General features: G+C 63.5%; 25 protein-coding genes. 16 read left to right on the top strand and 9 right to left on the bottom strand.

Going from position 1 to position 26579, the window contains the following annotated elements; all coding sequences use genetic code 11:
* Nucleotides 1–29: 29 nt before the first annotated feature.
* Both V1286_RS18000 and V1286_RS17995 read left to right on the top strand, forming a co-directional pair.
* On the top strand, nt 30–566 hold the full coding sequence (locus tag V1286_RS18000; protein WP_334481399.1) for a PaaI family thioesterase: 537 nt from the start codon (nt 30–32) through the stop codon (nt 564–566).
* Nucleotides 567–628: 62 nt separating this feature from the next.
* Nucleotides 629–1249 (top strand): TetR/AcrR family transcriptional regulator, encoded by a 621-nt coding sequence (locus tag V1286_RS17995; protein WP_334481397.1) that lies wholly within the window; start codon nt 629–631, stop codon nt 1247–1249.
* 38 nt (nt 1250–1287) lie between these two features.
* Here the strand turns inward: V1286_RS17995 and V1286_RS17990 are convergent, their stop codons facing one another.
* The gene (locus V1286_RS17990) at nt 1288–2202 is read right to left on the bottom strand and encodes a LysR family transcriptional regulator (RefSeq protein ID WP_334481395.1); all 915 of its coding nucleotides are present in this window, start codon (nt 2200–2202) and stop codon (nt 1288–1290) included.
* Nucleotides 2203–2303: 101 nt separating this feature from the next.
* Here V1286_RS17990 and V1286_RS17985 point away from each other — a divergent pair, with 101 nt between their 5' ends.
* The 8 genes from V1286_RS17985 to V1286_RS17950 all read left to right on the top strand — a co-directional run bounded on the left by V1286_RS17985 (nt 2304) and on the right by V1286_RS17950 (nt 11724).
* On the top strand, nt 2304–3800 hold the full coding sequence (locus tag V1286_RS17985) for a CoA-acylating methylmalonate-semialdehyde dehydrogenase (RefSeq protein ID WP_334481394.1): 1497 nt from the start codon (nt 2304–2306) through the stop codon (nt 3798–3800).
* A gap of 155 nt (nt 3801–3955) precedes the next feature.
* Nucleotides 3956–5101 (top strand): isobutyryl-CoA dehydrogenase, encoded by a 1146-nt coding sequence (locus V1286_RS17980; protein WP_334481392.1) that lies wholly within the window; start codon nt 3956–3958, stop codon nt 5099–5101.
* Nucleotides 5098–6171 (top strand): enoyl-CoA hydratase/isomerase family protein, encoded by a 1074-nt coding sequence (locus tag V1286_RS17975; protein WP_334481390.1) that lies wholly within the window; start codon nt 5098–5100, stop codon nt 6169–6171. Before V1286_RS17980 ends, V1286_RS17975 begins: the two co-directional genes overlap by 4 nt.
* Before the next feature lie 33 nt (nt 6172–6204).
* Entirely contained in the window at nt 6205–7092 is an 888-nt protein-coding gene (gene mmsB / locus V1286_RS17970; protein ID WP_334481389.1) for a 3-hydroxyisobutyrate dehydrogenase, read from the top strand.
* Nucleotides 7093–7102: 10 nt separating this feature from the next.
* Nucleotides 7103–8833 (top strand): AMP-binding protein, encoded by a 1731-nt coding sequence (locus tag V1286_RS17965; protein WP_334481387.1) that lies wholly within the window; start codon nt 7103–7105, stop codon nt 8831–8833.
* A 3-nt stretch (nt 8834–8836) separates the two neighbouring features.
* Nucleotides 8837–9316, top strand: coding sequence for a MaoC family dehydratase (locus V1286_RS17960; RefSeq protein WP_334481385.1), 480 nt, complete (start codon nt 8837–8839; stop codon nt 9314–9316).
* A gap of 122 nt (nt 9317–9438) precedes the next feature.
* Complete coding sequence (locus V1286_RS17955; RefSeq protein ID WP_334481384.1) at nt 9439–10356, top strand: SDR family NAD(P)-dependent oxidoreductase; 918 nt, start codon at nt 9439–9441, stop codon at nt 10354–10356.
* Nucleotides 10357–10494: 138 nt separating this feature from the next.
* A complete protein-coding gene (locus V1286_RS17950; protein WP_334481382.1) occupies nt 10495–11724 on the top strand; it encodes a BaiN/RdsA family NAD(P)/FAD-dependent oxidoreductase in 1230 nt (409 codons plus the stop codon).
* Nucleotides 11725–11812: 88 nt separating this feature from the next.
* Here V1286_RS17950 and V1286_RS17945 read toward each other — a convergent pair whose 3' ends face one another.
* The 3 genes from V1286_RS17945 to V1286_RS17935 form a co-directional block, all read right to left on the bottom strand.
* Nucleotides 11813–12895, bottom strand: coding sequence for a D-TA family PLP-dependent enzyme (locus V1286_RS17945; protein WP_334481381.1), 1083 nt, complete (start codon nt 12893–12895; stop codon nt 11813–11815).
* 120 nt (nt 12896–13015) lie between these two features.
* Nucleotides 13016–14827 (bottom strand): ABC-F family ATP-binding cassette domain-containing protein, encoded by a 1812-nt coding sequence (locus V1286_RS17940; protein ID WP_334481380.1) that lies wholly within the window; start codon nt 14825–14827, stop codon nt 13016–13018.
* An 8-nt stretch (nt 14828–14835) separates the two neighbouring features.
* Nucleotides 14836–15330, bottom strand: a complete 495-nt coding sequence (locus V1286_RS17935) for a YaiI/YqxD family protein (RefSeq protein WP_334481379.1) — start codon at nt 15328–15330, stop codon at nt 14836–14838.
* Nucleotides 15331–15469: 139 nt separating this feature from the next.
* Here V1286_RS17935 and V1286_RS17930 point away from each other — a divergent pair, with 139 nt between their 5' ends.
* Nucleotides 15470–16270, top strand: coding sequence for a hypothetical protein (locus tag V1286_RS17930; protein WP_334481377.1), 801 nt, complete (start codon nt 15470–15472; stop codon nt 16268–16270).
* Nucleotides 16271–16279: 9 nt separating this feature from the next.
* Here the strand turns inward: V1286_RS17930 and V1286_RS17925 are convergent, their stop codons facing one another.
* Complete coding sequence (locus V1286_RS17925) at nt 16280–17341, bottom strand: AraC family transcriptional regulator (RefSeq protein WP_334481376.1); 1062 nt, start codon at nt 17339–17341, stop codon at nt 16280–16282.
* Between the two features lie 192 nt (nt 17342–17533).
* Here V1286_RS17925 and V1286_RS17920 point away from each other — a divergent pair, with 192 nt between their 5' ends.
* Nucleotides 17534–17914, top strand: coding sequence for a rhodanese-like domain-containing protein (locus tag V1286_RS17920; protein ID WP_334481375.1), 381 nt, complete (start codon nt 17534–17536; stop codon nt 17912–17914).
* Between the two features lie 120 nt (nt 17915–18034).
* Here the strand turns inward: V1286_RS17920 and V1286_RS17915 are convergent, their stop codons facing one another.
* Nucleotides 18035–20407: a xanthine dehydrogenase family protein molybdopterin-binding subunit gene (locus tag V1286_RS17915; RefSeq protein WP_334481374.1), complete on the bottom strand. Its 2373-nt coding sequence runs from the start codon at nt 20405–20407 to the stop codon at nt 18035–18037.
* 212 nt (nt 20408–20619) lie between these two features.
* Here V1286_RS17915 and V1286_RS17910 point away from each other — a divergent pair, with 212 nt between their 5' ends.
* From V1286_RS17910 to V1286_RS17900, 3 genes are all read left to right on the top strand, one after another.
* A complete protein-coding gene (locus V1286_RS17910; RefSeq protein ID WP_334481373.1) occupies nt 20620–21663 on the top strand; it encodes a Ppx/GppA phosphatase family protein in 1044 nt (347 codons plus the stop codon).
* Nucleotides 21664–21720: 57 nt separating this feature from the next.
* Nucleotides 21721–22410 carry an RlmE family RNA methyltransferase gene (locus V1286_RS17905; protein ID WP_334481371.1) on the top strand — a complete coding sequence of 230 codons (690 nt, stop codon included), beginning with the start codon at nt 21721–21723 and terminating at the stop codon, nt 22408–22410.
* Between the two features lie 206 nt (nt 22411–22616).
* On the top strand, nt 22617–23447 hold the full coding sequence (locus V1286_RS17900) for a Crp/Fnr family transcriptional regulator (protein WP_334489715.1): 831 nt from the start codon (nt 22617–22619) through the stop codon (nt 23445–23447).
* 28 nt (nt 23448–23475) lie between these two features.
* Here V1286_RS17900 and V1286_RS17895 read toward each other — a convergent pair whose 3' ends face one another.
* From V1286_RS17895 to V1286_RS17885, 3 genes are all read right to left on the bottom strand, one after another.
* Nucleotides 23476–23697, bottom strand: a complete 222-nt coding sequence (locus V1286_RS17895) for a hypothetical protein (RefSeq protein ID WP_334481370.1) — start codon at nt 23695–23697, stop codon at nt 23476–23478.
* A gap of 115 nt (nt 23698–23812) precedes the next feature.
* Nucleotides 23813–24427: a phasin family protein gene (locus V1286_RS17890; RefSeq protein WP_334481369.1), complete on the bottom strand. Its 615-nt coding sequence runs from the start codon at nt 24425–24427 to the stop codon at nt 23813–23815.
* Between the two features lie 210 nt (nt 24428–24637).
* The gene (locus V1286_RS17885; RefSeq protein ID WP_334481367.1) at nt 24638–26113 is read right to left on the bottom strand and encodes a DHA2 family efflux MFS transporter permease subunit; all 1476 of its coding nucleotides are present in this window, start codon (nt 26111–26113) and stop codon (nt 24638–24640) included.
* Between the two features lie 138 nt (nt 26114–26251).
* Here V1286_RS17885 and V1286_RS17880 point away from each other — a divergent pair, with 138 nt between their 5' ends.
* Nucleotides 26252–26500, top strand: coding sequence for a hypothetical protein (locus V1286_RS17880; protein WP_334481365.1), 249 nt, complete (start codon nt 26252–26254; stop codon nt 26498–26500).
* Nucleotides 26501–26579 lie beyond the last annotated feature (79 nt).

Raw genomic sequence — 26579 nt, 5'->3', positions numbered from 1 at the left:
ATGACGAATATCATTCAATGGAGCTGTTCATGACCGCGACCGAGACCGTCGATCTGTTTTCGTTCGACACGCGCAGGCATCGGGTGGTGGAGTGGCAGGCGCCGGGGCCGGTAGCGAAGGCGGCCTCCGGGATGTCCGGGCTGGAGACGATGTGCGCGATCCGCGACGGCATCCTGCCACCGCCGCCGATAGCCCGATTGATCGGCTTTGAGATGCGTGTCGCCGAGTCCGGACGGATCGTGATGGAACTCGACCCCGATGAAAGCCTGGAAAATACCATCGGACTGCTCCATGGCGCGGTGGCTGCGGCACTCCTGGATACCGCCATGGGTTGCGCCATCGCCACCATGCAGCCGGCCGGGCAGAGCTCGGTGACGCTCGACCTCAAGCTGACGTATTTGCGGCCACTGTCGGTACGATCAGGCACGGTCTCGGCGGAAGGCAAAGTGGTAAAACTCGGCCGCCAGGCCAGCTATGCCGAAGGCTTCGTCCGCGACGGCGCGGGCAATCTTGCGGTGCACGCGACTGCCACATTCACGATGATCGGCGTTGAAAAAGCGAAATAGATGCAGCTTTTCGCCCGCACAACTGCTATTATATGACTGCAGACATTTAATGGGACGGGTTGATGCGTTATTCAAAAGAGCACAAGCAGGAAACCCACGCGCGGATCGTGAAGAAGGCCTCGGTGCGGCTTCGCGAAAAGGGCGCGCATGGCATCGGCGTCGCCGACCTGATGAAGGAGGCCGGCCTGACTCATGGCGGCTTCTACGCGCATTTCGATTCCCGCGAGGCGCTGGTGATCGAGGCCTTTGCCTATGCGATGGACCGCTCGGTCGCGCATTGGCGCGAGATCGCCGCTGAAACGCCGCCGGAGAAGCGGCTGTCGACGATCATCGATTCCTACGTCTCGACGGTGCATCGCGACGATCCCGGCCGCGGCTGCGCGGTCCCCACGCTCGGCGCCGAGATTGCCCGCGAAAGCGCCAAAACCCGCAAGGCCTTTAGCGCCAAACTCGAACAGTTGATCGATGTGATGGCCGAACAGATTCTGGATGTGCCACGAAAGACGGCGCGCAAGCAGGCCATGGGCACGCTGGCGACGATGATGGGCACGCTCGTGATGTCCCGCGTGGCGGGCAGCGGTGAACTGTCGGACGAAATTCTCGCCTCTGGCCGCGAGGCGGCGCTGGCCCGTGCCGAGGCGAGGAAACCGGCCGCGAAAAGGGCGCGGGCGAAGGTGAATTGAAATCCAAATCTACGTTCTCGCAATGACGTGGTGAGAGTTCACCGCCCGGCAAACAGCGCGCGTTCGCTCTCCACCGTCTCGTGGATGTAATCGGCAACCGCCCTGATCCGCGCCAGATCCTTGCTGTCGGCGTGCATCAGCATCCAGAAGGTGCGCGAAATCCTGATCTCGTCCGGCAATACCGGGCACAATTCCGGATGCGCCGTTGCCATGAAGTGGGGCAGCACGGCGATGCCGAAGCCTGCGATGGTGGCATTGAGTTGCGCGATCAGATTGGCGCTGCGGAATTTCGCGGAGATCTTTGGCGAGACCTGCGGCAGGTAGTCCAGTTCGGGCGTGAACAGCAATTCCTCGATGTAGCCGACGAAGCGATGTGCGGCCAGGTCGGCACGGCCAGTGATTTTCGGCGCGCAGTCGAGATAGGCGGGGGCGGCGTAGAGCCCGAGGCTATAGTCGAGCAGCTTGCGGCCGACGATCCGGCCTTCCTTGGGCATCGTCAGGCTGATCGCAATGTCGGCCTCGCGTTTCGACAGGCTGAACAGGCGCGCGGTGGCGACGAGCTGCAGGTCGAGATCGGGATACCGCTCGGTGAACTTCAGAAGCCGCGAGGCCAGGAAATGGCTGCCGAACCCGTCGGGGGCGCCGATCCGGACCGTGCCGGTGAGCTGGGCGCGCGAGCCGCCGACCGCCTCCTGGTTGGCGACGATGGTGGATTCCATCGCTTCCGCGCTGTCGGCGACGCGCTGGCCGGCCTCGGTCAGGAGGTAGCCGGTCTTGCGGCGATCGAACAGTTTTGCCGAGAGATGCCGTTCCAGGCGGTCGACACGCCGGATCACTGTGGCATGATCGACCGATAGCTGCTTGGCGGCAGCGGAAACCGATCCGCCGCGGACGATCGCCAGCACGAAACGGAAGTCATCCCAATCGATCGTCTTGGTGCCTTGATCCAGCATTTCCGCACATCTAAGGTGCAATATATCAGACTTGTATCCTAAGAAATGCAGGTCAAAAAGGGCTCCAAAGCTGATCCAGCGGGACTTCAGGGAGAAAATTCATGCGCTCAATCGGACATTTCATCGGTGGTAAAGAGGTCAAGGGCACGTCCGGCCGGACGGCCGACGTTTTCGAGCCGATGACAGGCGACGTCCAGGCCAAGGTGGCGCTGGCCTCCAAAGCCGAGGTTCGCGCCGCCGTCGAGAACGCCAGGGACGCCCAGGTCGAGTGGGCCAACACCAATCCGCAGCGCCGCGCGCGCGTGATGATGAAGTTCCTCGAACTGGCGCAGCGCGATTACGACAAGCTCGCCGACATGCTGGCGCGCGAGCACGGCAAGACCGTTCCCGACGCCAAGGGCGACATCCAGCGCGGCCTCGAAGTCGTCGAATTCGCCTGCGGCGTTCCGCACCTGATGAAGGGCGAGTACACCGAAGGCGCGGGCCCCGGCATCGACATCTATTCGATGCGGCAGCCGCTCGGCGTCGTCGCCGGCATCACGCCGTTCAATTTCCCGGCGATGATCCCGATGTGGAAATTCGCGCCGGCGATCGCCTGCGGCAACGCCTTCATCCTGAAGCCGTCCGAGCGCGATCCCGGCGTGCCGATGATGCTGGCCGCATTGATGATCGAAGCGGGTCTGCCGCCCGGCGTGCTGAACGTCGTCAATGGCGACAAGGAAGCGGTCGACGCCATCCTCGACGATCCCGAGATCAAGGCGGTCGGCTTCGTCGGCTCTTCGCCGATCGCGCAATATATCTATGAGCGTGCCGCCGCCACCGGCAAGCGCGCGCAGTGTTTCGGCGGCGCCAAGAACCATGCCATCGTCATGCCCGATGCCGACATGGACCAGACCGTCGATGCGCTGATCGGCGCGGGCTATGGCTCGGCCGGTGAGCGCTGCATGGCGATCTCGGTCGCCGTGCCCGTCGGCAAGCCCACCGCCGACCGGCTGATGGAAAAGCTGATCCCGCGGGTCGAGAGCCTGAAGATCGGCACCTCGATCGATCCCTCCGCCGACTACGGTCCGCTGGTGACGAAAGAGGCGCTCAACCGCGTCAAGAACTATGTCGAAATCGGCATCAAGGAAGGCGCGACGCTCGCCGTCGACGGCCGCGGCTTCAAGATGCAGGGCTATGAAAACGGCTTCTACATGGGCGGCTGCCTGTTCGACAACGTCACCAAGGACATGCGGATCTACAAGGAAGAGATCTTCGGCCCGGTGCTCTCGGTGGTGCGCGCCCACGACTACAAGGAAGCGCTGGCGCTACCGTCAGACCATGACTACGGCAACGGTGTCGCGATCTTCACCCGCGACGGCGACGCCGCCCGCGATTTTGCCGCCAAGGTGAATGTCGGCATGGTCGGCATCAACGTGCCGATCCCGGTGCCGATCGCCTACTACACTTTTGGCGGCTGGAAGAAGTCCGGCTTTGGCGATCTCAACCAGCACGGTCCGGATTCGATCCGCTTCTACACCAAGACCAAGACGATCACCTCGCGCTGGCCGTCCGGCGTCAAGGAAGGTGCGGAATTCTCGATCCCGACGATGAACTGATGGTGTAGCCCAGGCCGTCATTGCGAGCCAACGGGTTGGGCGAATGCCCGCCCGATGACAGGCTCCACGAAGCAATCCATAGTGCCGCGAAAAGGAAGAATGGATTGCTTCGTCGCTTCGCTCCTCGCAATGACGATAAGAATGAGCAGCCCAGAATGCATTTCGCTCTCAATGAGGACCAGATTGCGGTTCGCGATATGGCGCGGGAATTTGCCGCGGAAAAAATCGCGCCGCATGCGCTCCGCTGGGACGAGGAAAAGCATTTCCCCGTCGACGTGATGCGGGAAGCTGCCAAGCTCGGCATGGGCGGCGTCTACATCAGGGACGACGTCGGCGGCTCGGCGTTGACGCGGTTCGACGCCGCGCTGATCTTCGAGGCCTTAGCGCAGGGCTGTCCGACGGTGTCGGCCTTCATCTCGATCCACAACATGGCCTCGTGGATGATCGATGCCTATGGCAACGACACCCAGCGCCAGAAGTGGTTGCCAAGGCTCTGCACCATGGAGCTTCTGGCGAGCTATTGCCTGACCGAGCCGGGCTCCGGCTCGGATGCCGCGGCGCTCCGCACCCGCGCGGTGCGCGACGGCGACCATTATGTGCTCAACGGCCAGAAGCAGTTCATCTCCGGCGCCGGTGGCGGCGACCTCTATGTCGTGATGGTGCGGACCGGCGCCGACGGCCCCGGCGGCATCTCGACGCTGGTCATTCCGGCCGACACGCCGGGCGTCTCGTTCGGCGCCAACGAGCGCAAGATGGGCTGGAACGCACAGCCGACCCGCGCCGTGATTTTTGAGAATGCCCGCGTGCCGGTCGAGAACCGGCTGGGCGAGGAGGGCATCGGCTTCAAGATCGCGATGGCCGGGCTCGACGGTGGCCGCATCAATATCGCGGCGTGTTCGCTCGGCGGCGCGCAAAGCGCGCTGGAGAAGTCGCTGGCCTACATGAAGGAGCGAAAAGCGTTTGGAAAACGCCTCGATGAATTCCAGGCGCTGCAGTTTCGGCTTGCCGACATGGCGACCGAACTGGAGGCGGCGCGGACTTTTGTCTGGCGTGCGGCGGCTGCCCTCGACCGCAAGGACGCGGACGCCACCATGCTGTGCGCGATGGCCAAGCGTTTTGGCACCGACGTCGGTTTCGAAGTCGCCAACCAGGCGCTGCAACTGCATGGCGGCTACGGCTATCTCAGCGAATACGGCATCGAGAAGATCGTGCGCGATTTGCGCGTGCACCAGATCCTGGAAGGGACCAACGAAATCATGCGGCTGATCGTGTCGCGCAAGCTGATCGAGGGCGCACGATGACGGATGCTGCTGTTGCAGAGGGCGACCTGATCGCGCGCAAGGAAGGCCCGGCTGGCATCCTCCGGCTGAACCGGCCGAAGGCCATCAATGCGGTGACGCTGGAGATGTTCCACGACATCGACAAGGCGCTCGATGCCTTCGAGGCCGATCCTTCCGTGGCCGTGATCCTGCTGGAAGGCGCGGGCGAGCGCGGCCTTTGCGCCGGCGGCGACATCCGCGCGCTCTGGGAGAGCTCCAAGGTCAAGGGCGATCTCGGCAAGATCCTGTGGCGCGACGAATACATCCTCAACGCCCGCATCAAGAAATTCCCGAAGCCTTATGTGTCCTTCATGGACGGCATCGTGATGGGCGGCGGCGTCGGGTTATCGGCGCACTCGAGCCACCGTGTCGTGACCGACAAGACGAAATTGGCAATGCCGGAAGTCGGCCTCGGCTTCTTCCCGGATGTGGGCGGCACATGGCTGCTGTCGCATTCGCCGGGAGAGATCGGCACGTATTTCGGCTTGACCGGTCAGACCATGAACGGTCCAGACGCGATCCATGCGGGTTTTGCCGACGCGGTCGTACCGTCAGGCAAACTCGCCGCGTTGCGCGAGGCGCTGACCAAGGTTCGGCCCGGTGTGACCTCTGCAGAAGTCAAAGCGCTGATTGCTGGCTTCGCAACCGGTGAGACGGCTGGGCCTGTCGCCGCGATGCAGCCGAAGATCGACGCATGGTTCGCCTACGACCGCATGGAAGACATCGTCGCGGCTTTGCAGCGCGACGGCTCGGAGCTGGCGCTCTCGACGCTGAAGACGCTGAAGGAAAAATCGCCACGCGGCATGGTGGTGACGCTGAAACTGCTGCGGCTGGCGCGGGCATCACGTTCGCTGGAGGAATGCCTGGTGCGGGAGTATCGCGCCGCGCTGGAAGTCTTTGCCAGCGATGATTTTCGCGAGGGCGTGCGCGCCGCGGTGATCGACAAGGACCGCAATCCCAAATGGTCGCCGCCGCGGGTTGAGGACGTGACGCCGGCAATGGTCGCGCCGTATTTCGCCGAGATCGGTGCCGATGAGTTGAAATTTCCCTGATCAAAACAGAAAAGTCTTAGCGGAGGATTCGAGATGGCAAATATCGCATTCATTGGCCTCGGCAATATGGGTGGGCCGATGGCGGCCAATCTGGTCAAGGCTGGCCACAAGGTGACCGCGTTCGATCTCGTGGCAGCCTCGCGCGATCAGGCAAAGGCCGACGGTGCCGCCATCGCCGAGAGTTCGGTGGCCTCGGTCAAGGGCGCTGAAATCATCATCACCATGCTGCCGGCGGGCAAGCATGTGCTGTCGGTCTGGAACGAAGTGATTCCGGCGATGACCAGGGGCACGCTGATCATCGATTGCTCGACCATCGACGTCGAAAGCGCCAAGCAGGCGCATGCGCTGGCCGCCAAGCACGGCGCGCTCTCGGTCGATGCGCCGGTGTCGGGTGGAACCGGCGGCGCCAAGGGCGCGACGCTCACCTTCATGTGCGGCGGCGAGGACAAGGCCTTCGCGGCGGCAAAGCCCGTGCTGGAGAACATGGGCAAGAAGATCGTGCATTGTGGCGGCGCGGGCGCGGGGCAGGCGGCCAAGATCTGCAACAACATGATCCTGGGCATTTCCATGATCGGGGTCGGCGAGGCCTTTGCGCTCGCGGAAAAGCTCGGGCTGTCGCATCAGGCGCTGTTCGACGTCGCCTCGACCTCCTCGGGGCAATGCTGGGCGCTGACGTCCTATTGCCCGGTGCCGGGCCCGGTGCCGGCGTCGCCCGCGAATAACGGCTATAAGCCCGGCTTCGCCTCGGCGCTGATGGTCAAGGATCTGACGCTGGCGCAGGACGCGGCCAATGCCTCGGGGGCTGTGACGCCGCTGGGCAAACACGCGCAGGATATCTACAAGGCCTTCGACGCCGCCGGCCATGGCGGGGTGGATTTTTCCGGTATTATCCAGCACGTTAGGAGCCTCGCCGGGAAATAACGGAGACCTGATGACGACCTTCCAGGAAGCGCGCACCTTTCTGCTCAAGCACCGCGCGGATTACGATACGGCCGTGAAGGGATTTCGCTGGCCCGATCCGGTTCCGTTCAACTGGGCGCTGGACTGGTTCGACGCGGAACTCGGCTGCAATGCCGACAGCCGCGACCGCACCGCGCTCTGGATCGTCGATGCCGGTCACAAAGAGACAAAACTTTCCTTTGCGGCGCTCTCGGCCCGTTCCAATCAGGTGGCAAACTTCCTGCGTGCGCAGGGCTTGAGGCGCGGCGACCATCTGTTGCTGTTGCTCGGCAATGTCGTGCCGTTGTGGGAGACCATGCTGGCGGCAATGAAGCTCGGCGTGGTCGTGATCCCCGCCACCACGCTTCTCACGCCCGACGAATTGCGCGACCGGCTCGATCGCGGCCGGGCGAGGGTGGCGGTGGCTTCGCAGGATCAGGTGGCGAAATTCGCAGGCCTCGGCGGCGACAATCTGGTGCGTATCGTGGTCGGCGCATCGACGACGCATGACGGCTGGCTGCCGTTCGAGCAGGCGGCCGGCGCGCCCGAGACTTTTGCGCCTGATGGTCCGACCAACGCCGACGACCCGATGTTGCTCTATTTCACCTCGGGCACGACGGCAAAACCAAAACTGGTGCGGCACAGCCAGCGCAGCTATCCGGTCGGTGCGCTGTCTACGATGTTCTGGCTCGGGCTGCAGCCGGGCGACGTGCATCTGAATATTTCCTCGCCGGGCTGGGCCAAGCATGCCTGGAGCTGCTTCTTCGCGCCATGGAATGCCGGAGCTACCGTGTTCGTGGTCAACCAGCCGCGCTTCGATGCCAAAGCCTTGCTCGCCACGGTCGGCCGTTGCGGCGTCACCACGCTGTGCGCGCCGCCGACGGTGTGGCGGCTGTTCATTCAGGAGAGGCTTGCGGATTTCAAGGTGAGCCTGCGCGAGGTCTGCGGCGCCGGCGAGCCGCTCAACCCCGAGGTGATCGATCAGGTGAAGGCGGCGTGGGGCTTGACCATCCGCGACGGCTACGGCCAGACCGAAACCACCGCGCTTGCGGGCAACTCGCCGGGCCAGAAGGTCAAGGTCGGCTCGATGGGCCGCCCGCTGCCGGGCTACCGCGTGCAGATCACCGACAGTGACGGCCACGTCACCAAGGAGGGGGAGGTGACGCTGGTGCTCGGCGCCGATCGGCCCGCCGGCCTGATGCAGGGCTATCAGGGTGAAGACGGCAAACTGAGCGGCGCCGACGGCGATCTCTATCGCAGCGGCGACGTGGTGTTTGCCGATGACGAGGGTTATCTGACTTTCGTCGGCCGTTCCGACGACGTTTTCAAATCATCCGACTACCGTATCAGCCCGTTCGAGCTGGAAAGCGTGCTGCTGGAGCATGAATCGGTCGCTGAAGCCGCAGTCGTTCCCAGTCCCGATCCGATCCGTCTCGCGATCCCCAAGGCCTACGTGCTGCTGGTGTCGGGCGTGGAGCGAACACCGGAGACAGCGCTGTCGATCTTCCGGCATTTGCACACAAGGCTCGCCCCATTCAAGCGTATCCGCAAGATCGAACTGGTGACGGAGCTGCCGAAGACGATTTCCGGAAAGATCCGCCGCGTGCAGTTGCGGCGGCTCGAACATGATAATAACCGCAGTGATGTGTTGCGCGGCGCCGAGTTCCGCGAGGAAGAGTTCCCGGAGTTGCAAAAGGTGCGGACCGCCGGGCTGGAGAGTTAATCAATGAATGAAGTCTGGAAGAAGCCACCGGTCTCGTTTGAGGCCTATCAGGCCATGGTCGGCAAGGAGATCGGCGTGTCGTCATGGCACCTGATCGACCAGAACCGGATCAATGTCTACGCCGACGTGATCGAGGACCATCAGTTCATCCATGTCGATCCCGCGCGCGCCAGGAAGGAAACCGAGTTCGGCAATACCATCGCCCACGGCTTCCTCACGATGTCGTTGATGAGCATCATGTCCTATGAGGTGATGCCGGTCATCGAAGGCACCGCGATGGGCGTGAATTATGGCTTCGACAAGCTGCGCTTCCTCTCGCCGGTGCGCGCAGGCTCGCGCGTGCGTGGCCGCTTCACGCTGATGGAGGCCAAGCTGCGCAAGCCGAAGGAGTTGCAGTCGCGCACCAATGTCACCGTTGAGATCGAGGGCGAGGAGAAGCCCGCTTTGGTCGCCGACTGGATCGGGCTGATCTATTTCAACTAGGTTTTGCTCGTCATTGCCGGGCTTGACCCGGCAATCCATCACTGCTCAAAAGCTCTTCAATTTGATGGATGCCCGGGTCAAGCCCGGGCATGACGACAAAGAACGCAGCGGGAATTCCAATCATGGCAATCAGGTTTGACGGACGCGTCGCTATCGTCACCGGCGCGGGCAATGGTCTGGGACGGGCGCATGCGCTGGGGCTGGCGAGCCGCGGCGCCAAGGTGGTGGTCAACGATTTCGGCGGCGCGCGCGACGGCACCGGCGGGTCGCTGACCCCTGCCGAAACCGTGGTCGAGGAGATCCGCAAAGCCGGCGGCACGGCGATGGCCGATGGCGCGGACGTCTCGAAGTTCGGACAGGTCACCGCGATGGTCGAGCGCGCCACGAAGGAGTGGGGCAGCGTCGATCTCCTATGCGCCAATGCCGGCATTCTCCGCGACAAGTCTTTCGCAAAAATGGACGTCGCCGACTTTGCCAAGGTACTCGACGTCCATCTCGTTGGTACGTTTTACTGCTGCAAGGCGGTGTGGGAAGGCATGCGCGAACGCAATTATGGGCGCATCGTGCTGACCACCTCGTCGTCGGGCCTGTTCGGCAATTTCGGCCAGGCCAATTACGGCGCCGCCAAAGCCGGCATGGTCGGCCTGATGAACGTGCTGGCCGAGGAAGGCCGCAAGAACAACATCCGCGTCAACACGATCTCGCCGACCGCGGCAACCCGGATGACGGAAGAACTGCTGCCGCCGCAGGCGCTGGCCCTGATGCGCCCCGAGGCGATCACGCCGGCGGTGGAATTTCTGCTGAGCGAGGACGCCCCGACCCGCACCATCATGGGCGCGGGCGCGGGCTCGTTCGCGGTGATCAAGATCATCGAGACCGAGGGCGTCAATCTGGCCCAGTCCGACTGGACGCCGGATGCGATTGCGGCGCATTTTGCCGAGATCGACGACGTCTCGAAGGCCAAGGCGCTGCAAGGCGCGTTCGAGCAGACGCAGAAATATGTGGCGCAGGCCGCAGCGCGGGCGGGGATCAAGCTGTAGAGCACGGGCCAATTCGTAGGGTGGGCAAAGGCGCACTTCGCGCCGTGCCCACCACGCATCTCCGATGCCGGTGATGTATGGTGGGCACGCTTCGCTTTGCCCGCCCTACAGACTGTCAATCCGGCTTACACTCCCGCCATGTCATCACCTCCCAAAAACGTCGCTGTCATCGGCGCCGGCCCCGCCGGCCTGATGGCGGCCGAAGTGCTCGCGCTGGGCGGCGCCGAGGTCACCGTCTATGACGCGATGCCGTCGGCTGGCCGCAAATTCCTGATGGCCGGGCGGGGCGGGCTGAACCTCACCCATAGCGAACCGTTGCCGGCATTCCTCGCGCGCTATCGCGAGGCGATGCCGCATCTGAAAGCCGCCATCGAAGCATTCCCGCCGCAGGCGTTGCGTGACTGGAGCAAGGCGCTGGGGCAGGAAACTTTCGTCGGCTCCAGCGGACGAGTGTTTCCGAAAGCCTTCAAGGCGTCGCCCTTGCTGCGGGCCTGGCTGCGACGGCTGGATTCGATAGGCGTGCGATTGGAGCTGCGTCATCGCTGGAGCGGCTGGGACGAGCAGGGCCGTCTTCGTTTTCAAACGCCGGATGGACCGCAATTCGTCGAGACGAGCGCGACCGTACTGGTGCTTGGCGGCGCAAGCTGGCCGCGGCTGGGCTCCGACGGCGCATGGGTCGAAACGCTCGTCGCGAAAGGTGTGCGGATATCGTCGCTGCGACCGGCCAATAGCGGCTTCGCCGTCGCATGGTCGGACATCTTTCGCGACCGGTTCGAGGGACAGCCGCTCAAGGGCGTGGCGCTGACATTCGGTGCTCATAGCGTCCGCGGCGAGGCCGTTGTTACCCGAACCGGTATCGAAGGCGGCGCAGTCTATGCGCTGTCGGCCGAGTTGCGCGAAGCCATTATCCGTTCAGGTCAGGTGACGCTGCATGTGGCGTTGCGGCCCGATCTCGACATGAAAGAGTTGATCGCGAAGGTATCGGCGCCGAAAGGCAAACAGTCCTTGTCGAATTTCCTGCGGAAGGCCGTCAGCCTCTCACCTGTTGCAATCGGATTGCTGCAGGAGGCAGCCAAGGCATCCGGCACTTCGCTCGCGTCGCTGTCGCAGCCCAACCTTGCCAGCCTGATCAACGCCGTCCCGATCGAACTCACCGGCACAGCGCCGATCGCGCGCGCGATTTCGACCGCGGGCGGGATACCGTTCAGCGAGATCGACGGCGATTTCATGCTGCGCCGCCTGCCCGGCGTGTTTGCCGCCGGCGAAATGCTGGACTGGGAAGCACCGACCGGCGGCTATCTGCTGCAAGCCTCGTTCGCGACCGGAGCGGCAGCCGGACGGGGCGCGCTGAAGTGGCTTAGTTCGTAGGATGGGTAGAGCGCAGCGAAACCCATCAACTAGCAAACGCGGCAAGTCCCGATGGGTTTCGCTGCGCTCTACCCATCCTACGGGGTACCTACCGCAACTTCCCCCTTGCCGCCACCGGCAGCATGCCGACAATCTCCTCGCCGCGCACCATCACCACCTCGTCCATCATGTTGACGACGACGCAGACGTGATTTGGCACGATCCGCACGACGTCGCCGACGACAGGCCGCGTGTTGCTGCGGGCCAGATCGAGAAAGCCATGCTCCTCGGCAAAGCGCGCAATCTTCGCCTCGGGGTGCTCCAGGATCAGCCCGTGGCCTTCAAGCCCGCCGCCGGTATCTGATGTCAGCGTCTTGGAGCCCGCATCCAGAATGCCGCGGTCCGGGCCGGCGCGGCTGACGACGGTGGAATAGATGTTGAGCGCGCAATCGTCCCAACTGGCGACGCCGGCAGCGACCTGCATGCGGTCGTTGTAGATATAGGTGCCGGGACGATGCTCGGTCGCGCCCTTGAGTTTTCCAAGATTCTTCAGGTTCGGCGAGCCGCCGGTTGAAACCATCGCAGCATCGAGCCCGTGCGCACGGACTCCGGCCAGCGCCTCATCGAAAAATTTCTGCGCTTCCGTCCAGCCGGTCTCGGTCGGGTACAGCATGAAGCCCGCAAACTTGAGTCCCTTGCAGCCAGCGATCTCGCGCGCCAGCGCTATCGCTTCGCCCGGCGTCTCGACACCGGCGCGCTTGCGCCCGGTGTCGCATTCCACCACGACCGACAGCGGACGGCCGGAAGCGCTGGCTGCCTGCAGCAGGCCCGCGATCACGGTCGAATTGTCGGCGGCGACCGTCATGTTGGCTTTGGCCTGCAGCGCGGCGAGCCGGGCCATTTTTTCGTCGCCGATCAGATTGTAGCTGATCAGGATGTCGTCGATCCCGGCTTCCGCCATCACCTCGGCCTCGCCGAGTTTTTGGCAGGTGATGCCGCGGGCGCCAGCCGCAACTTGCATGGTCGCTAACAGCGGGCTCTTGTGGGTCTTGATATGCGGCCGGTTGGCGACGCCAGCCGCATCGCAGGCCGCCTGGATCCGAGCGATGTTGCGTTCGACACGGTCCATGTCGATCACGGCGCAGGGCGTGCCGTATTCACGAGCGATTTTGGCGGCGAGGGGGGTGCTCATCAAGTTGGCTCCAGTTGTGCTTTTTCGTCATTGCGAGCGAAGCGAAGCAATCCATCGAGCGGCATAACGGATGGATGGATTGCTTCGTCGCTTCGCTCCTCGCAATGACGGTAGAAATACCTACGCCTGTTCGATCTCTTCTCGCAAAACTTCCAGCTCCAGCCACCGGTCTTCGGCGGCAGCGAGTTCTTCCTGCGCCTTCGCGATCGCCGCGGAGGCCGCGTCGAATTTCTTGCGATCCTTGGTGTAGAGGTCGGGATCGTCAAGCAGCTTTTGCTGTCTTGCGATCTCGGCCTGCAGCTTCGCCATCGTCTTCGGCAGCGTTTCCAGCGCGTGCTTCTCGTTGAAGTTCAGCCGGCGCTTGGGCGCCGCAGAGGGCGCGGCAGCCTTGGTTTCCTTCTTTTCCTCGACGGTAGTCATATTGGGAGCTTCGCGTGCGAGATCCTCGCCACGCTGCGCCAGCATGTCGGTGTAGCCGCCGGCATATTCGATCCAGCGGCCGTCGCCCTCGGGCACGATCACGGAAGTGACGACGCGGTCGAGGAAGTCGCGGTCATGGCTGATCAGGATCACGGTGCCCTCGTAGTCGCCGAGCATCTCCTCCAGCACGTCGAGGGTTTCGAGATCGAGGTCGTTGGTCGGCTCGTCCAGCACCAGCAGGTTGGAGGGCTTCGCCAGCGCGCGCGCCAGCATCAGCCGTCCGCGCTCGCCGCCGGAGAGCACTTCGAGCGGCGTGCGCATCTGTTCCTGGGCGAACAGAAAGTCCTTCATGTAGCTGACGACGTGCTTCGGCCGGCCGCCGACCATGACATGGTCGCCACGTCCGCCGGTCAGCGCCTCGGCAAGTGTCGATTTGGGATCGAGGCTTTCGCGGTGCTGGTCGAGCGTCGCCATTTCGATATTGGCGCCGAGCCGGATCGTGCCGCTGTCGGGCGGATCGTTGCCGATCAGGAGATGAACCAGCGTCGTCTTGCCGGCGCCGTTCGGTCCGACGATGCCGATGCGGTCGCCGCGCTGGACGCGGGTCGAAAAGCCCTCGACGATCGTGCGCTCGCCATAGGCCTTGGCGACGTTCTTGGCCTCGATGACGAGCTTGCCGGATTTGTCGGCTTCGGCGGCGGCGAGGCTGGCATTGCCGGTCGCGCCGCGATAATCGCGCCGCTGGTCGCGCAGCGCATGCAGATTACCGAGCCGCTTGACGTTGCGCTTGCGGCGGCCGGAGACGCCGTAGCGCAGCCAGTGTTCCTCGTTAACGATCTTGCGGTCGAGCTTGTGCTGGTCGCGCACTTCCTCCGCCAGCACCTCGTCGCGCCAGGATTCGAACGCCGAGAAACCGCGGTCGATCTGCCTGATCTGGCCGCGATCGAGCCAGGCGGTCGCGCGCGACAGATTGGAGAGGAAGCGGCGGTCATGGCTGATGATGACCAGCGCGCAACGTCGGCTTTCCAGCTCGCCCTCCAGCCATTCGATGGTGGGAAGGTCGAGATGGTTGGTCGGCTCGTCCAGCAGCAATATGTCGGGCGAGGGCGCCAGCACCCGCGCCAGCGCCGCGCGGCGGGCCTCGCCGCCGGAGACATGTGCGGGGTCTTCGTCGCCGGAGAGCCCGAGCTGCTCCACCAGATAGCGCGCCTGGTAATGATCGTCGCCGGGGCCGAGGCCAGCCTCGACGTAGGCCAGCGTCGTCTTATGATCGCCGAAATCAGGCTCCTGTGGCAGATAGCGGATGGTGGCGCCCGGCTGCACGAAGCGGCTGCCGCCGTCGGGCTCGACGGTGCCGGCGGCTATCTTCAGAAGCGTCGATTTGCCGGAGCCGTTGCGGCCGATCAGGCAGACGCGCTCGCCCGCGGACACGGATAGCTCCACGCCCGACAGCAGCGGCGTGCCGCCAAAGGTCAGCCTTATATCTTTCAACTGGATCAGCGGCGGCGCCATCGTTCACTTCAACCTTGGTCTTGCGCGGGCTGTTGCGCCCGCTGGCGCTGGATGCGGCGGATGGTCTGGTCGAGCGCCGACAAAAATGCCGAGCGGTCGCGCGGGGAGTAGGATTTCGGCCCGCCGGTGACTTCGCCCGATGAGCGCAGGTCGGTCATCAAATTGCGCACGGCCAGCGTCATGCCGATCGATTGTTCGGTGAACGGCTTGCCGTTCGGCGCAATCACCTCGGCGCCCGATTTCACGCAGCGGCTGGCGAGCGGGATATCCGAGGTGATGACGATGTCGCCTTGTCCCGCACGCTCCGCGATCCAGTCGTCGGCGGCATCCATCCCGGAACCGGCGGCGATACGCTCGATCAGCGGATCCTGCGGCACGCGGATGAAATTCCCCGCGACCACGCTGACCGGCAGGCTGTGCCGGGTCGCGACGCGATAGATCTCGTCCTTCACCGGGCAGGCGTCGGCATCGACATAGATGCGGGTGGGGTTCAATTCAGGCATATCTCGGCGGCATGTTCTTGCCCGCGCGTGGTAGCCTATTCGATGGCTGAATGCGAGGAAAACAGGGGGCGGAACACGCTTGCTACGGTACATTCTTTGCGTACGATAAATGGCTGAAAACAACCAAGAATAAGAGGAAATGGGCATGACTATCGAGCCGTATCGCGTCCAGGCCTACAACACCGCCAAACAATCCGAAAACAAGATGCATGACGACACCGTGGCAAAGCGGTTCGGATTCTCGGGTGGGCTGGTTCCGGGCGTCGACGTGATGGCCTATATGATGCACCAGCCGGTCGCCAAATGGGGCCGCGCCTTTCTCGAACGCGGCTTTATCGATGTGCGCTTCCTCAAGCCGGTCTATGACGGCGAGATGGCCGAGCTCACGGCAGAGGAAAGCAATGATGTGCTTTCGATAGAAGTGCAGAGCCGCGACGAGCTTTGCGCCACCGGCACCGCGTCATTGCCGGCATCCGCACCGGCTGTTTCGATTGCAGACTACAAGGAAGTCGCTGCCGTAGCGGAGCGCAGGCCGGTCAGCGGCGCTTCCTACGAACTCGGCAAATGGCTCGGCACCACGCCGCGCGACTGGGCGGGCGAAGCGGCCGCGGGATATCTGGCTGACATCAGGGCAGCCGATCCGATCTATACGAAGGAAGGCCTCGGTCATCCTGGCCTGCTGCAACGGGTGATGAACCGGGCGCTGGTCGACAACGCCATTTTGGGGCCTTGGATTCACGTCGGCAGCCGCATGCAGCTCCTGTCGGCTGCGAAAGTCGGCGACGTCATTACGGCCCGCGCGAAGGTGATCGGCAATTACGACAAGAAGGGCCACCGCTTCGTCGAACTCGATGCGCTGGTCGTCGCCAACGGCAAAACACCGCTGGCGCATTGCCACCACATCGCGATCTACCAGCCCCGCGAGCAGGCGGCGGCGTAACACGATGCGTCATTGCCGGGCTTGACCCGGCAACCCATCCTCTACGAGAGGCTGTTCCTCCCTGGCTTGCCGCCATGTCGCGGGCGGCGAGCCGACCACCCGCCGGAACGCCCGGTTGAAAGCCGCGTCGGAGTCATATCCGACGCGTCCGGCGATCTCGGCCACGCCAAGCGTGCTGTCTTGCAGCAGGTGCTGGGCCAAATGCATCCGCCAGCCCGCGAGATACTGGATCGGCGACTCGCCGACCAGTTCGACGAATCGTTTGGCGAGCGCCGCACGCGAGACCCCGACTTCCTTTGCAAGCGCTTCGACGGTCCACGGTCGTTCCGGCTGCGCATGAAGCAGTGTGAGCGCGGGACCCACCTGGGGATCATGCAGGCCCGCCAGCCATCCGCCGCCATGGCCCTGTGTCGCAAACTGCAACTGCCACCGCAGCAGCTCGAGGAAAAGCGACTCGGCCAATCGTGCCAGCACGGCGCGGTTGCCGGGACCCGGCGTCGCGGTTTCGCTCATCAGGTAGCGCACCGATGCCCGCCACCACTCCTTCTCCTGCGGATGCGTGATCGCCTGCACACGCCTTCCGGTGCCGTCCAGCGTCTCGAGCGTAAGGGCGTCTTCGCGCGAGCGGACGCAAAGAATCGCCGGTAGCGATTTCAGCAGCGGATCGAACCGCTGATCGGCGTGCAGAAAGCCGCAGATGAAGCGCGCCGGCGGCCCGCCGCCGCCGTGATTCACGACCGTGATCCGCTCCGCGGACGGTTGCGAATAGATGTCCTGTATCGGGACAGGCGCCAGTTCAGGGTCGCTGGCCATCACATGCTGATCGCCGCGCGGGAACACGATCACGTCGCCGCTTTCGATGTGGATTGGCGGCAATGCCCCTGATGTCACCAGGCAATTGCCCTCGGTGACCACATGAAACGGTGTCACCGATCCTTCGGAGGATTGCAGGCGCGCCGCAAGCAGCGCCGGCGGGGACGAAAGAATGGCCCACGGATGCGTAAATTCCGCGCGAAAATGAATCGTTCCGGACAAACGGACGACGCGCAGGACTTCCGACAATACGTCCACAATCTGATCCTGAATTCCTGCTGTCGGCGCGCCTGCGGTCAGCGTGAAGCCTTTCAGAATGCACGCTCCAGTCAAGCGGCATAGCGTCGCGGCAAAGTTTCCTGGAGCCGTGGTCATTGCACTATTGACCAAGCTTCGCCACAAACTGGGCCATTATCCGTACCTAACGATAACTGCATACGGGAGAATACGATGCCTAATTCAGTGAAGGATTTACTTGCAGCGGCTAACAGCTCCGTTCCAGCCATCAGCCCGCAAGACGCGAAAGCCCTGATCGAGCGCGGCCAGGTCCTGGTGGTCGATGTGCGCGACGGGCTTGAGCTACAGAGCACCGGCAAGGTCCAGGGCGCGAAACACGTCGCGCGCGGCATGCTCGAATTCAAGGCGGATCCTGACAGCCCCTATTATGACAATGCATTCGATCGGGAAAAAACCGTGATCGTCTATTGCGCCTCCGGCGGCCGGTCCGCGCTTGCCGGCAAGACGCTGCAAGACATGGGCTACAAGGACGTGCGTAATCTCGGTGGCTTCAAGGGCTGGGCCGAAAGCGGCGGCGCGGTCGAGAAGGTGTGATGTGCAGAACAGGAAATACTCGTCATGCGCGGGCTTGACCCGCGCATCCATCACTTCAGAAGAGTCATTGAACGTGATGGATTGCCGGGTCAAGCCCGGCAATGACGGGTTGGCCTAGCCTCACGCCGCCTTCGCCTTCGCATCCTGGATCGCCCGCCACACCCGCTCCGGCGTCAGCGGCATGTCGATATGGGTGATGCCGTATTCCGACAGCGCGTCGACCACCGCGTTGACGACGCAGACGAGGCTGCCGGCACAGCCGGCTTCGCCGCAGCCTTTTGTGCCCAGTGGATTGGACTTTGCGGGCGAGGGGTGGTCGCCGACTTCCATCGGCGGAATGTCCTCCGCGCGCGGCAAGGCATAGTCCATGAACGAGCCGGTGATCGGCTGGCCGCTTGAATCGTAGCTGACTTCCTCCATCAGCGCCTGGCCGATGCCCTGCGCCACGCCGCCATGCAACTGGCCGGCGACGATCATCGGGTTGACCACGGTGCCGAAATCGTTGACCGCGAAGTAGCGCACGATCCGCGTCACGCCGGTCTCGGGATCGATTTCCACTTCCGCGACATGGCAGCCATTGGGGAAGGTGGACGGCGTGTCCTTGGTGGCGTGGTCGACGTCGAGCGACAGCGGCACGCCCTCCGGCATCCTGCCTTCGCGCACGCGCTGCGCCAGCTCCATGATGCCGATCGAGCGGTCGGTGCCGGCGATGGTGAAGCGGCCTTGGGCGAATTCGATATCGCCCTCGGACGCTTCCATCAGATGCGCAGCGGCCTGCTTGCCCTTTGCGATCACGAGCGCGGAGGCTTCCACGATGGCCTGACCGGTCGCGGTGATCGAACGCGAGCCGCCGGTGCCATTGCCGAAACGGACGAGATCGCTGTCGTTCTGCTCCAGCGTGATCTTGTCGAAGGGAACGCCTAGCTGCGCCGAAAGCACTTGCGCGAACGGCGTGACGTGGCCCTGGCCGTAATCGAGCGTGCCGGTGGTCAGCTTCACCGAACCATCCGGCTCGAAGCTGATCTTGCCGAGTTCGCCGCTCGGCGGCGCGGTCACTTCCAGATAGGAGCCGACGGCGATGCCGCGCAGCTTGCCGCTCTTTTTGCTCTCCTTCTTCCGCTTCGCAAAATTGGCATGATCGGACATCTCCAGCGCCTTGTTGAAGACGCCTGCGAAATCGCCGCTGTCATAGGTGACGCCAGAGGCTGCTGCGAACGGCAGTTGCGACGGCTTGATGAAGTTGCGCTTGCGCAAGGTGAGGCGGTTGATGCCCATCTCGTCGGCGGCGCGGTCGATCAGCCGCTCCATGTAGTAATTGGCCTCGGGCCGGCCTGCGCCGCGATAGGCGCCCATCAGCGTGGTGTTGGTCAACACCGTCTTGATGTCGACGCCGAGCAGCGGCGTGCGGTAGACGCTCGCAAGATTCTTGCCGGTGTTGAGCGACAGCGGCCCCGGCGCGACGCCGGTGATGTAGGCGCCGAGATTGCCGTAACCCTGCAGGCGCACCGCCAAAAACTTGCCTTCGGCATCGAGCGCCAGTTCGGCGTGAATGAGCTGCGCGCGGCCATGGCTGTCCGAAAGGAAGCTGGTCGAGCGCTCGTCGGTCCATTTCACCGGGCGGCCCAGCGCCTTCGCCGCGTGCAGGATGCAGGTATATTCGGGATAGCTGACGTTCTTCATGCCGAAGGAGCCGCCGACATTGGCGGTCAGGATGCGAACCTTGTCGTTCGGCACGTTGAGGATTTTCGCCAGCGTCACCTTGTTGCCGGAGACGCCCTGCGTCGGCACCTGCAGCGTGAAGCGTTCGGCCGCCTTGTCGTAGGCGGCGAGCGCCACGCGCGGCTCCATCGACACCACGGCAACGCGGGTGTTGACGATGTCGAGTTTGGTCACATGGGCAGCAGTGGCAAACGCCGCGTCGATCTTGGCGGTGTCGCCATAGTGGTAGTCCAGCGCGACGTTGTTCGGGATGTGATCGTAGAGCAGCGGCGCACCGGGCTTTGTCGCTTCAGCCGCGTCGGTCACGGCGGGTAGCGGCTCGATCTCGAGTTCGACGGCCTCCGCCGCATCGCGCGCCTGCGCCAGCGTTTCCGCGACCACAAAGGCGATGGGGTCGCCGACAAAGCGCACCTTGTCGGTCGCCAGCGCCGGACGATTGGTCTGCAGTAGCGGCGAGCCGTCCCGGCTCTTCAGCGGCAGACCGCAGGTGAAGGGGTTGTAGCCGGCGGCTTCCAGGTCCTTGCCGGTCCAGATGCCGAGCACGCCGGGCATGGCCTTGGCGGTGGCCGTGGCGATCCCCTTGATGATTCCGTGGGCATGGCTGGAGCGCACCATCCAGCAATAGGCCTGGCCGGGCAGGGCGAAATCGTCGGTGTATTTGCCCTTGCCGCGGACCAGCGTGTCGTCTTCCTTGCGGCGCACCGGCTGCCCCACCCCGTATTTTTGCAGTGCGATAGCGTTGTCCAGGGAGGCGGCGCCCGTGTGATCTTGCATCGAAAAACACCTGAAATGCTTGGGATTCTCTTGGATTTTCCCGGTTCCGCGGGTTCCTGCTGAGATAACGCACTGCGTCATGCCCGACAACGCCTGATTGGGCATAGTCCTATGTGATGGGTTGTTGCGTAGCCCCTTGGCGCTGCTAAAGTTTCCGTGAACGGTAATTTTTCTTCGGCGGCCCGGAAGCGGCCTGCGGAAAGACAGTTTTGATGAATGACGATACGCGGCTGCGCGAAGGCCTTGAGGTCTGCGCTAGCCCGTCAGGGTCGGTTGCGGCGGCCACGGCAAACGGTGTCTATGCCGCGCTCGACCTTGGCACCAATAATTGCCGGCTTTTGATCGCCAGTCCGGCAGGCGATGGTTTTCGCGTGGTGGATTCGTTTTCGCGGATCATTCGGCTCGGCGAGGGCATTTCCGCGACCGGTTCCATCAGCGAGGCGGCGATCGAGCGCGCCATCGCGGCGCTCAGCATCTGCAGCGACAAGATCCGCTACCGCAAGGCCCACCGCCTGCGGTTGATCGCCACCGAAGCCTGCCGTGCTGCCGCCAATGCCGAAAGCTTTCGCGCCCGCGTCGCGAGTGAGACCGGCATCCGGCTCGAGGTGATCGATCGCGAGACCGAGGCGGCGCTTGCCGTGATCGGCTGCTCGCCGCTGCTGGACGCAAGAGGGCGGGGCGCGATCCTGTTCGACATCGGCGGCGGCTCGACCGAGCTGGTCCGGATCGAGCGCGATCCCGCCGAGCAGAATGCGTCGCCGCGGATCAAGGCGTGGATGTCGATCCCGCTCGGCGTCGTCACCTTGGCCGAGCATTTCGGCGGACGAGACGTCACGGCGGAATCCTATGCGCGGATGGTGCGCGAAGTCGCGCAATATGTCGCGCCTTTCGCTGGCGAGCACGGCACGGATTTGCACGACATGCATATGCTGGGCACCTCCGGCACCGTGACCACGCTCGCCGGCGTCCATCTCAATCTGGCGCGCTACGACCGCCGCCGCATCGATGGCATCTGGATGCACGGTTCCGACATTACCGCGGTGATCCAGCGGCTGCGCGGCATGAGCTATCTGGAGCGCGCCAACAATAATTGCATCAGCGTCGAGCGCGCCGATCTGGTGCTGGCCGGCTGCGCCATTCTGGATGCGATCCGCGATGCCTTCCCGCTGCCGCGGCTGCGCGTCGCCGACCGGGGCCTGCGCGAGGGCATGCTGGTCGAGATGATGCGCGAAGACGGCGCGCTCAGGGCGTGTTAATGCGCCGCGTGGCGTGATGTGCTAGATCGCGTCTGACACCCCAAGGCACCGACAGACATGGCAAAAGACACCACCGGACGCCTGCACGTCACGGTCAAGAGCGGTGGCAAGCGCAAGCTGTCATCAAAACTCTGGCTGGAGCGGCAGCTCAATGATCCCTATGTGGCGCAAGCCAAGCGGGACGGCTATCGCTCGCGCGCGGCCTACAAGCTGATCGAGATCGACGACAAGTATCACTTCCTCAAGCATGGCATCGCTGTGGTCGATCTCGGCGCCGCCCCCGGCGGCTGGAGCCAGATCGCGGCGAAGCGTGTCGGCGCCGTCAACGGCAAGGGCAAGGTGGTCGCGATCGATCTCCTGGAGATGCCGGAAATTCCTGGTGTCAATTTCGCCCAGCTCGATTTCCTGGCTGAGGACGCGCCCGAAAAGCTGATCGCGATGATGGGCGGGCGGGCCGATGTCGTGATGTCCGACATGGCGCCCAACACCACCGGCCATCGCAAGACGGATCAGTTGCGCATCGTCGGCCTGATCGAAACTGCGGCAGCGTTTGCCGCCGACGTGCTCAATCCCGGCGGAACGTTTCTGGCCAAGGCCTTTCAGAGCGGCGCAGACGCCGAACTGGTCGCGCAATTGAAGCGCGATTTCGCCAGCGTGCGCCACGTCAAGCCGGCTTCGAGCCGGCAGGATTCGTCGGAGCGCTACGTGCTGGCGATGGGATTTCGCGGGCAGCCCACCCGGCTTTAAGCGCAACCTTTACGCGGCCGCGGTCGATGAATGTCTGCCTGGTTGCGGGGTGAGCGGCGTTGACGCGCCTGAGTAATGCCATTGGAACTTTTTCCCGGATGGCGCATATTACCAGCTCGGCGCGGTCTGTTTATTCGCATGCAGCCTGACGCCAGCAGCAGTTCTGCAGCGTACGGCGCATCCGTCTGGGAAGGAGCTTTCCCGTGATGGAGCACAGGGCCAGAGTTGGTAATCGACTGTTAGCTGGATTGCCGCCAGCGGATCTTAAATTCCTAGTGCCTCATTTCCGAATGGTCCCGCTTGAACGTGACGCCGTGCTGATGCGGTCGGGTGACGTAGTAGAAAAGATCTATTTCCCTCTTAGCGGCTTGATCGCCTTCATCATGGATATGCCGAGCGGGCAAACGGTCGCGACGGCTCTCGTCGGCAACGAGGGAGCTGTGGGCATCCTGTCGACGCTGGGGCCTTCCCGCTCTCCGATGACCGCAGTGGTGCGGGTGGCAGGGACTACGTTGCAGATTTCGCCAACACGGTTTCAAGCGGCGCTCGACCGCAGCAGCGCCTTGAATGGCGCGGTTCAGATCCTCTCCAGGGCACTGATGGCACAATTTCAGCACGTCGCGGCCTGCAATGCGCTACACTCGGTCGAAGCCCGTCTGGCGAGATGGTTGCTGCACGTCCACGATCGGCTCGACGGGGACACCCTGCCGCTGACGCAGGAGACGCTTGCGGAATTTCTCGGCGTGCGGCGAACGACGGTGACGCATGCCGTTTGCAAGCTCCGTGACTCGGGTGCGGTCCGATCCAATCGGCGGTCCTTCATTGAGATCGACAGGCCGCGGCTCGAAGCAGCAGCATGCGAGTGCTACCAGCTCATGCGCCGCAGGATCGGTCGGATCGTCTTGCCGGAGGAGATGACGCCGCCGGGGCCCGTCCGGCATCCCCGGGACCGAGCTGCCTTGTTTGCCGAGGCAGAGGAGGTTCATCGCCGCACGCCAAGCCAGGGAGCGACCGGCCCCCGCTCGAGGGGCCATTGACGGAGTTGCGGCAACGGCTTCAGCGGCCCTACGCGGATTGCAGGCTGAGCGTGGCCTTTGGCTTGAGCCGCCTCTCTGATGGCTCGTGAACCCAGGCCTCCCTGGCAAACCATTCGTGGCTGGCTTTGCAGATCAAACAGAAGGTGCGCGCGAAAAACACCGGACTGCAGCGAAACCGTTCGCGATCCGCTTCCATACCTGTCGGAATGGCACGCCCCGTCTCGGGGCATTTGATCATGACGACGCCCATCTGCTCTTCCGTCCCTGGATTTTTGTGTTGCGGCATGTCAACTCGACGTCGGCTGGAATGCGCCCTTCTTGTGGAGCGCTCGTTCCAGCCGATCCTGTCGGGCTGCGAAAGTGACTTAAAACCAGGACGCTTTCTGCAGCATGCCGGCAAAGCTCTTCTTGATTGGATCGGCACTCTCGGTCGCGATCTTGCGGGTGAGCTCCCACATCTCCCGGTTTTGTGCTGCCGTGGCTCCAAAGTTCTTGCAGCCCTGTGCGGCGGAGAGCTGCAAGATTTCCGAGGGCGACTTCGTGCCCATCAGATGGGTGAGAAAATCGAAGGCGGAGCTGGTGTTGGCGGCCGAGAACTCGATCAATTTCGAGGCGTAGTCCGCGGCGCCTCTTGCGTTGGTTGAACAGGATTCCAGGAGAACGTCGGTGACTGCTCCCGAGGCAACCTTCATGTTCTCGATGCCTTCCTTCGCCCGCGTCATGTTCTGCTCGGCGATCCCATTAAAGATCCCAGGCACCGCGAAGAACGGCATGTCAAATCCGCGCTTTTCGTATGGTCCGGCGGCTTTCGGGTTCGGCGTATTGTTATTCACGTCAACGTTCATATTGGCATCACTCACGGGTTTCATCCTTTCAGCGAAACTGAACTCAACAACGATCGGATTTTTGTTCCCGGACCTTCCGAGGCGCGTGCCGCCGCAGAGACGGAACCGGGAACCATTTCCCCCAACTTCCAACAAGGGCAGGTGCTGCCGCGGATGACCGCCTCGCGCCCGCCTATACCAAAGTATATGGCGGACTGGCGCCGGGGCTTCCGTTCGCTTTGTGACTCTCACGGCGAATTTTTGAATGTCGGGTGTCATACACACCGGCAATGAAAAAACTCTCGGGGAGGCTCGGGCCTTCGGCCTTGCCGGTGCTGCCGTCAGGTGAGGCGTAGCTGCGCCTGGTCAGCCCAGCCGCTGATCGCGTGCGTCCTCGGTGCCTTCGCTGGCGGCCTTGGTAGCCGCCTTTGCCGCGCCCTTGCGGCTGGAAATCTCGACCACCTTGCGCCCGGAAATTTCGTGGCCGGCGTCATCGGGCATCTGCCAGAAGAAATAGGCCGACGCCGCCGAGATGACCGCGACCACGAGGAACGCCGGCGGGAATACGTCGGCGCTCAGTTCGGTGACATGGTGCCACAGCATGGTCGATTCCACCGAGAACGCACCGACCGCGACGCCGGCGGAAATCGCCAGTTGCTGGTTGACACTGACCAGCGTGGTCGCGCGGCTCATCTGCGCCGGCTCGACCTCGGCATAGGCCACCGTATTGATCGCGGTGAATTGCAGCGAGCGGAAGAATCCGCCGACGACCAGGATGATGAAGATCAGCAGCAGTGGCGTCGTCACCGTAAACAGGGCGCAGGCGGCGAGGAAGACCGCGCTGACGACGGCATTGACCGTCATCATGTTGCGGAAGCCGAAGGCGCGGATGATGCGTGCGGCCAGCGTCTTCATGCCCATCGCGCCGACGGCCGAGGCAAACGTCACCAGTCCCGATTGGAATGGTGTCAGGCCAAAACCTTCCTGCATCAACAGCGGCAGCAGGAACGGCAGCGCGCCGATGCCGAGCCGGAACAGGAAGCCGCCGATGATGCTGGCGCGCATGGTCGACAAGCGCAGCAGCGAGAAATCCAGCACCGGCGATCCGGTCCGCCTCGCATGCATCACATAGAGCGTCATCGAGATCGTGCCGACCGCAACGAGGCCGGCGACAACAGGCCAGGGCAGCAGGCCGAGGCCGGCGACCGAGAGGCCGAAGGCGATGCCGGCAAGGCCGATCCCGGCCAGCACCAGTCCGTAGAGATCGAAGCGCTCGGGATCCTCGCTCTTGATCGGGTCGATATACTTCATCGCCATGAAGATGCCGAGCAGCCCGATCGGGATGTTGATCAGGAAGATCCAGTGCCAGGAGAAGTAGGTGGTGATGAAGCCGCCGAGCGGCGGGCCGATCACCGGCCCGATCAGCGCCGGCACCGTCACCCATGTCATCGCATTGACCAGTGCGCTCTTGTCGATCGAGCGCAACAGCACCAGCCGTCCGACCGGCGTCATCATCGCGCCGCCCATGCCCTGCAGGATGCGGGCGATGACGAAATGGGTCACGTTCTGCGACAGCGCGCACCCGATCGACCCGATCATGAACACGCCGATTGCGATCGAGAACACCATGCGCGCGCCGAAACGATCGGCGGTCCAGCCGCTGGCCGGGATGAACACCGCGAGCGACAGCAGGTAGGACGTGATGGCGAGCTTCAGCGTCAGCGGGCTGGTGCCGATATCGGCCGCGATCGCCGGCAGCGAGGTCGCAATCACCGTCGAGTCCATGTTTTCCATGAACAGGGCAGTGGCGACGATCAGCGGGATCAGGCGTTCTTTGGTCATCGGGATCGGGGGATCGGAAAGTGAGGCAGGCGAGGGCGCTGTATCATTCCGCTGTTGCACAGGCCATTGCGGAACGGGGCAAACCACCTAAATCCTGCGTGACGCTGGTATGCACCGCGCCAGCCGCTGGAGGTCCGCATGATCTACGTGCTTGCTGCCTTGTTGCCGCCGGTCGGGCTGCTGCTGAACGGGCAGCCGTTTTCGGCGATCTTCAACCTGGTCCTGATCGTGTTTTGCCTGGTTTTCGGGCTGATTTTCCACGTCCTGCTGCTGGTGCCCTCGGCGCATGCGCTGATCGCGGTTCACATGAAGCGGGAGGACCGCCGGCACCGCGAGGTGGTGGAGGCGATCCGCCAGCACGGCCCGCCGCCGGGATACCGGCCCTAAGGCCGTCGCTAACCCCTTGGGATTGCGGCTTTTCCCGAAAAGCCTGTGCATAGCTGGCAAACGCTTTGATTCGGCGTCC

The organism is Bradyrhizobium algeriense, assembly GCF_036924595.1.
GTDB classification, from domain to species: Bacteria; Pseudomonadota; Alphaproteobacteria; order Rhizobiales; family Xanthobacteraceae; genus Bradyrhizobium; species Bradyrhizobium algeriense.
This window is presented reverse-complemented; position numbering and strand designations above follow the sequence as displayed.

Coding starts and splice junctions, on each gene's coding strand:
- mmsB (WP_334481389.1), top strand. CDS start 6,205: ATGGCAAATATCGCATTCATTGGCCTCGGCAATATGGGTGGGCCGATG.
- V1286_RS17885 (WP_334481367.1), bottom strand. CDS start 26,113: ATGACCAAAGAACGCCTGATCCCGCTGATCGTCGCCACTGCCCTGTTC.
- V1286_RS17915 (WP_334481374.1), bottom strand. CDS start 20,407: ATGCAAGATCACACGGGCGCCGCCTCCCTGGACAACGCTATCGCACTG.
- V1286_RS17985 (WP_334481394.1), top strand. CDS start 2,304: ATGCGCTCAATCGGACATTTCATCGGTGGTAAAGAGGTCAAGGGCACG.
- V1286_RS17880 (WP_334481365.1), top strand. CDS start 26,252: ATGATCTACGTGCTTGCTGCCTTGTTGCCGCCGGTCGGGCTGCTGCTG.
- V1286_RS17995 (WP_334481397.1), top strand. CDS start 629: ATGCGTTATTCAAAAGAGCACAAGCAGGAAACCCACGCGCGGATCGTG.
- V1286_RS17990 (WP_334481395.1), bottom strand. CDS start 2,202: ATGCTGGATCAAGGCACCAAGACGATCGATTGGGATGACTTCCGTTTC.
- V1286_RS17980 (WP_334481392.1), top strand. CDS start 3,956: ATGCATTTCGCTCTCAATGAGGACCAGATTGCGGTTCGCGATATGGCG.
- V1286_RS17900 (WP_334489715.1), top strand. CDS start 22,617: ATGGAGCACAGGGCCAGAGTTGGTAATCGACTGTTAGCTGGATTGCCG.
- V1286_RS17895 (WP_334481370.1), bottom strand. CDS start 23,697: ATGGGCGTCGTCATGATCAAATGCCCCGAGACGGGGCGTGCCATTCCG.
- V1286_RS17945 (WP_334481381.1), bottom strand. CDS start 12,895: ATGAGCACCCCCCTCGCCGCCAAAATCGCTCGTGAATACGGCACGCCC.
- V1286_RS17950 (WP_334481382.1), top strand. CDS start 10,495: ATGTCATCACCTCCCAAAAACGTCGCTGTCATCGGCGCCGGCCCCGCC.
- V1286_RS17930 (WP_334481377.1), top strand. CDS start 15,470: ATGGGCATGACTATCGAGCCGTATCGCGTCCAGGCCTACAACACCGCC.
- V1286_RS17905 (WP_334481371.1), top strand. CDS start 21,721: ATGGCAAAAGACACCACCGGACGCCTGCACGTCACGGTCAAGAGCGGT.
- V1286_RS18000 (WP_334481399.1), top strand. CDS start 30: ATGACCGCGACCGAGACCGTCGATCTGTTTTCGTTCGACACGCGCAGG.
- V1286_RS17920 (WP_334481375.1), top strand. CDS start 17,534: ATGCCTAATTCAGTGAAGGATTTACTTGCAGCGGCTAACAGCTCCGTT.
- V1286_RS17975 (WP_334481390.1), top strand. CDS start 5,098: ATGACGGATGCTGCTGTTGCAGAGGGCGACCTGATCGCGCGCAAGGAA.
- V1286_RS17965 (WP_334481387.1), top strand. CDS start 7,103: ATGACGACCTTCCAGGAAGCGCGCACCTTTCTGCTCAAGCACCGCGCG.
- V1286_RS17940 (WP_334481380.1), bottom strand. CDS start 14,827: ATGGCGCCGCCGCTGATCCAGTTGAAAGATATAAGGCTGACCTTTGGC.
- V1286_RS17910 (WP_334481373.1), top strand. CDS start 20,620: ATGAATGACGATACGCGGCTGCGCGAAGGCCTTGAGGTCTGCGCTAGC.
- V1286_RS17960 (WP_334481385.1), top strand. CDS start 8,837: ATGAATGAAGTCTGGAAGAAGCCACCGGTCTCGTTTGAGGCCTATCAG.
- V1286_RS17955 (WP_334481384.1), top strand. CDS start 9,439: ATGGCAATCAGGTTTGACGGACGCGTCGCTATCGTCACCGGCGCGGGC.
- V1286_RS17935 (WP_334481379.1), bottom strand. CDS start 15,330: ATGCCTGAATTGAACCCCACCCGCATCTATGTCGATGCCGACGCCTGC.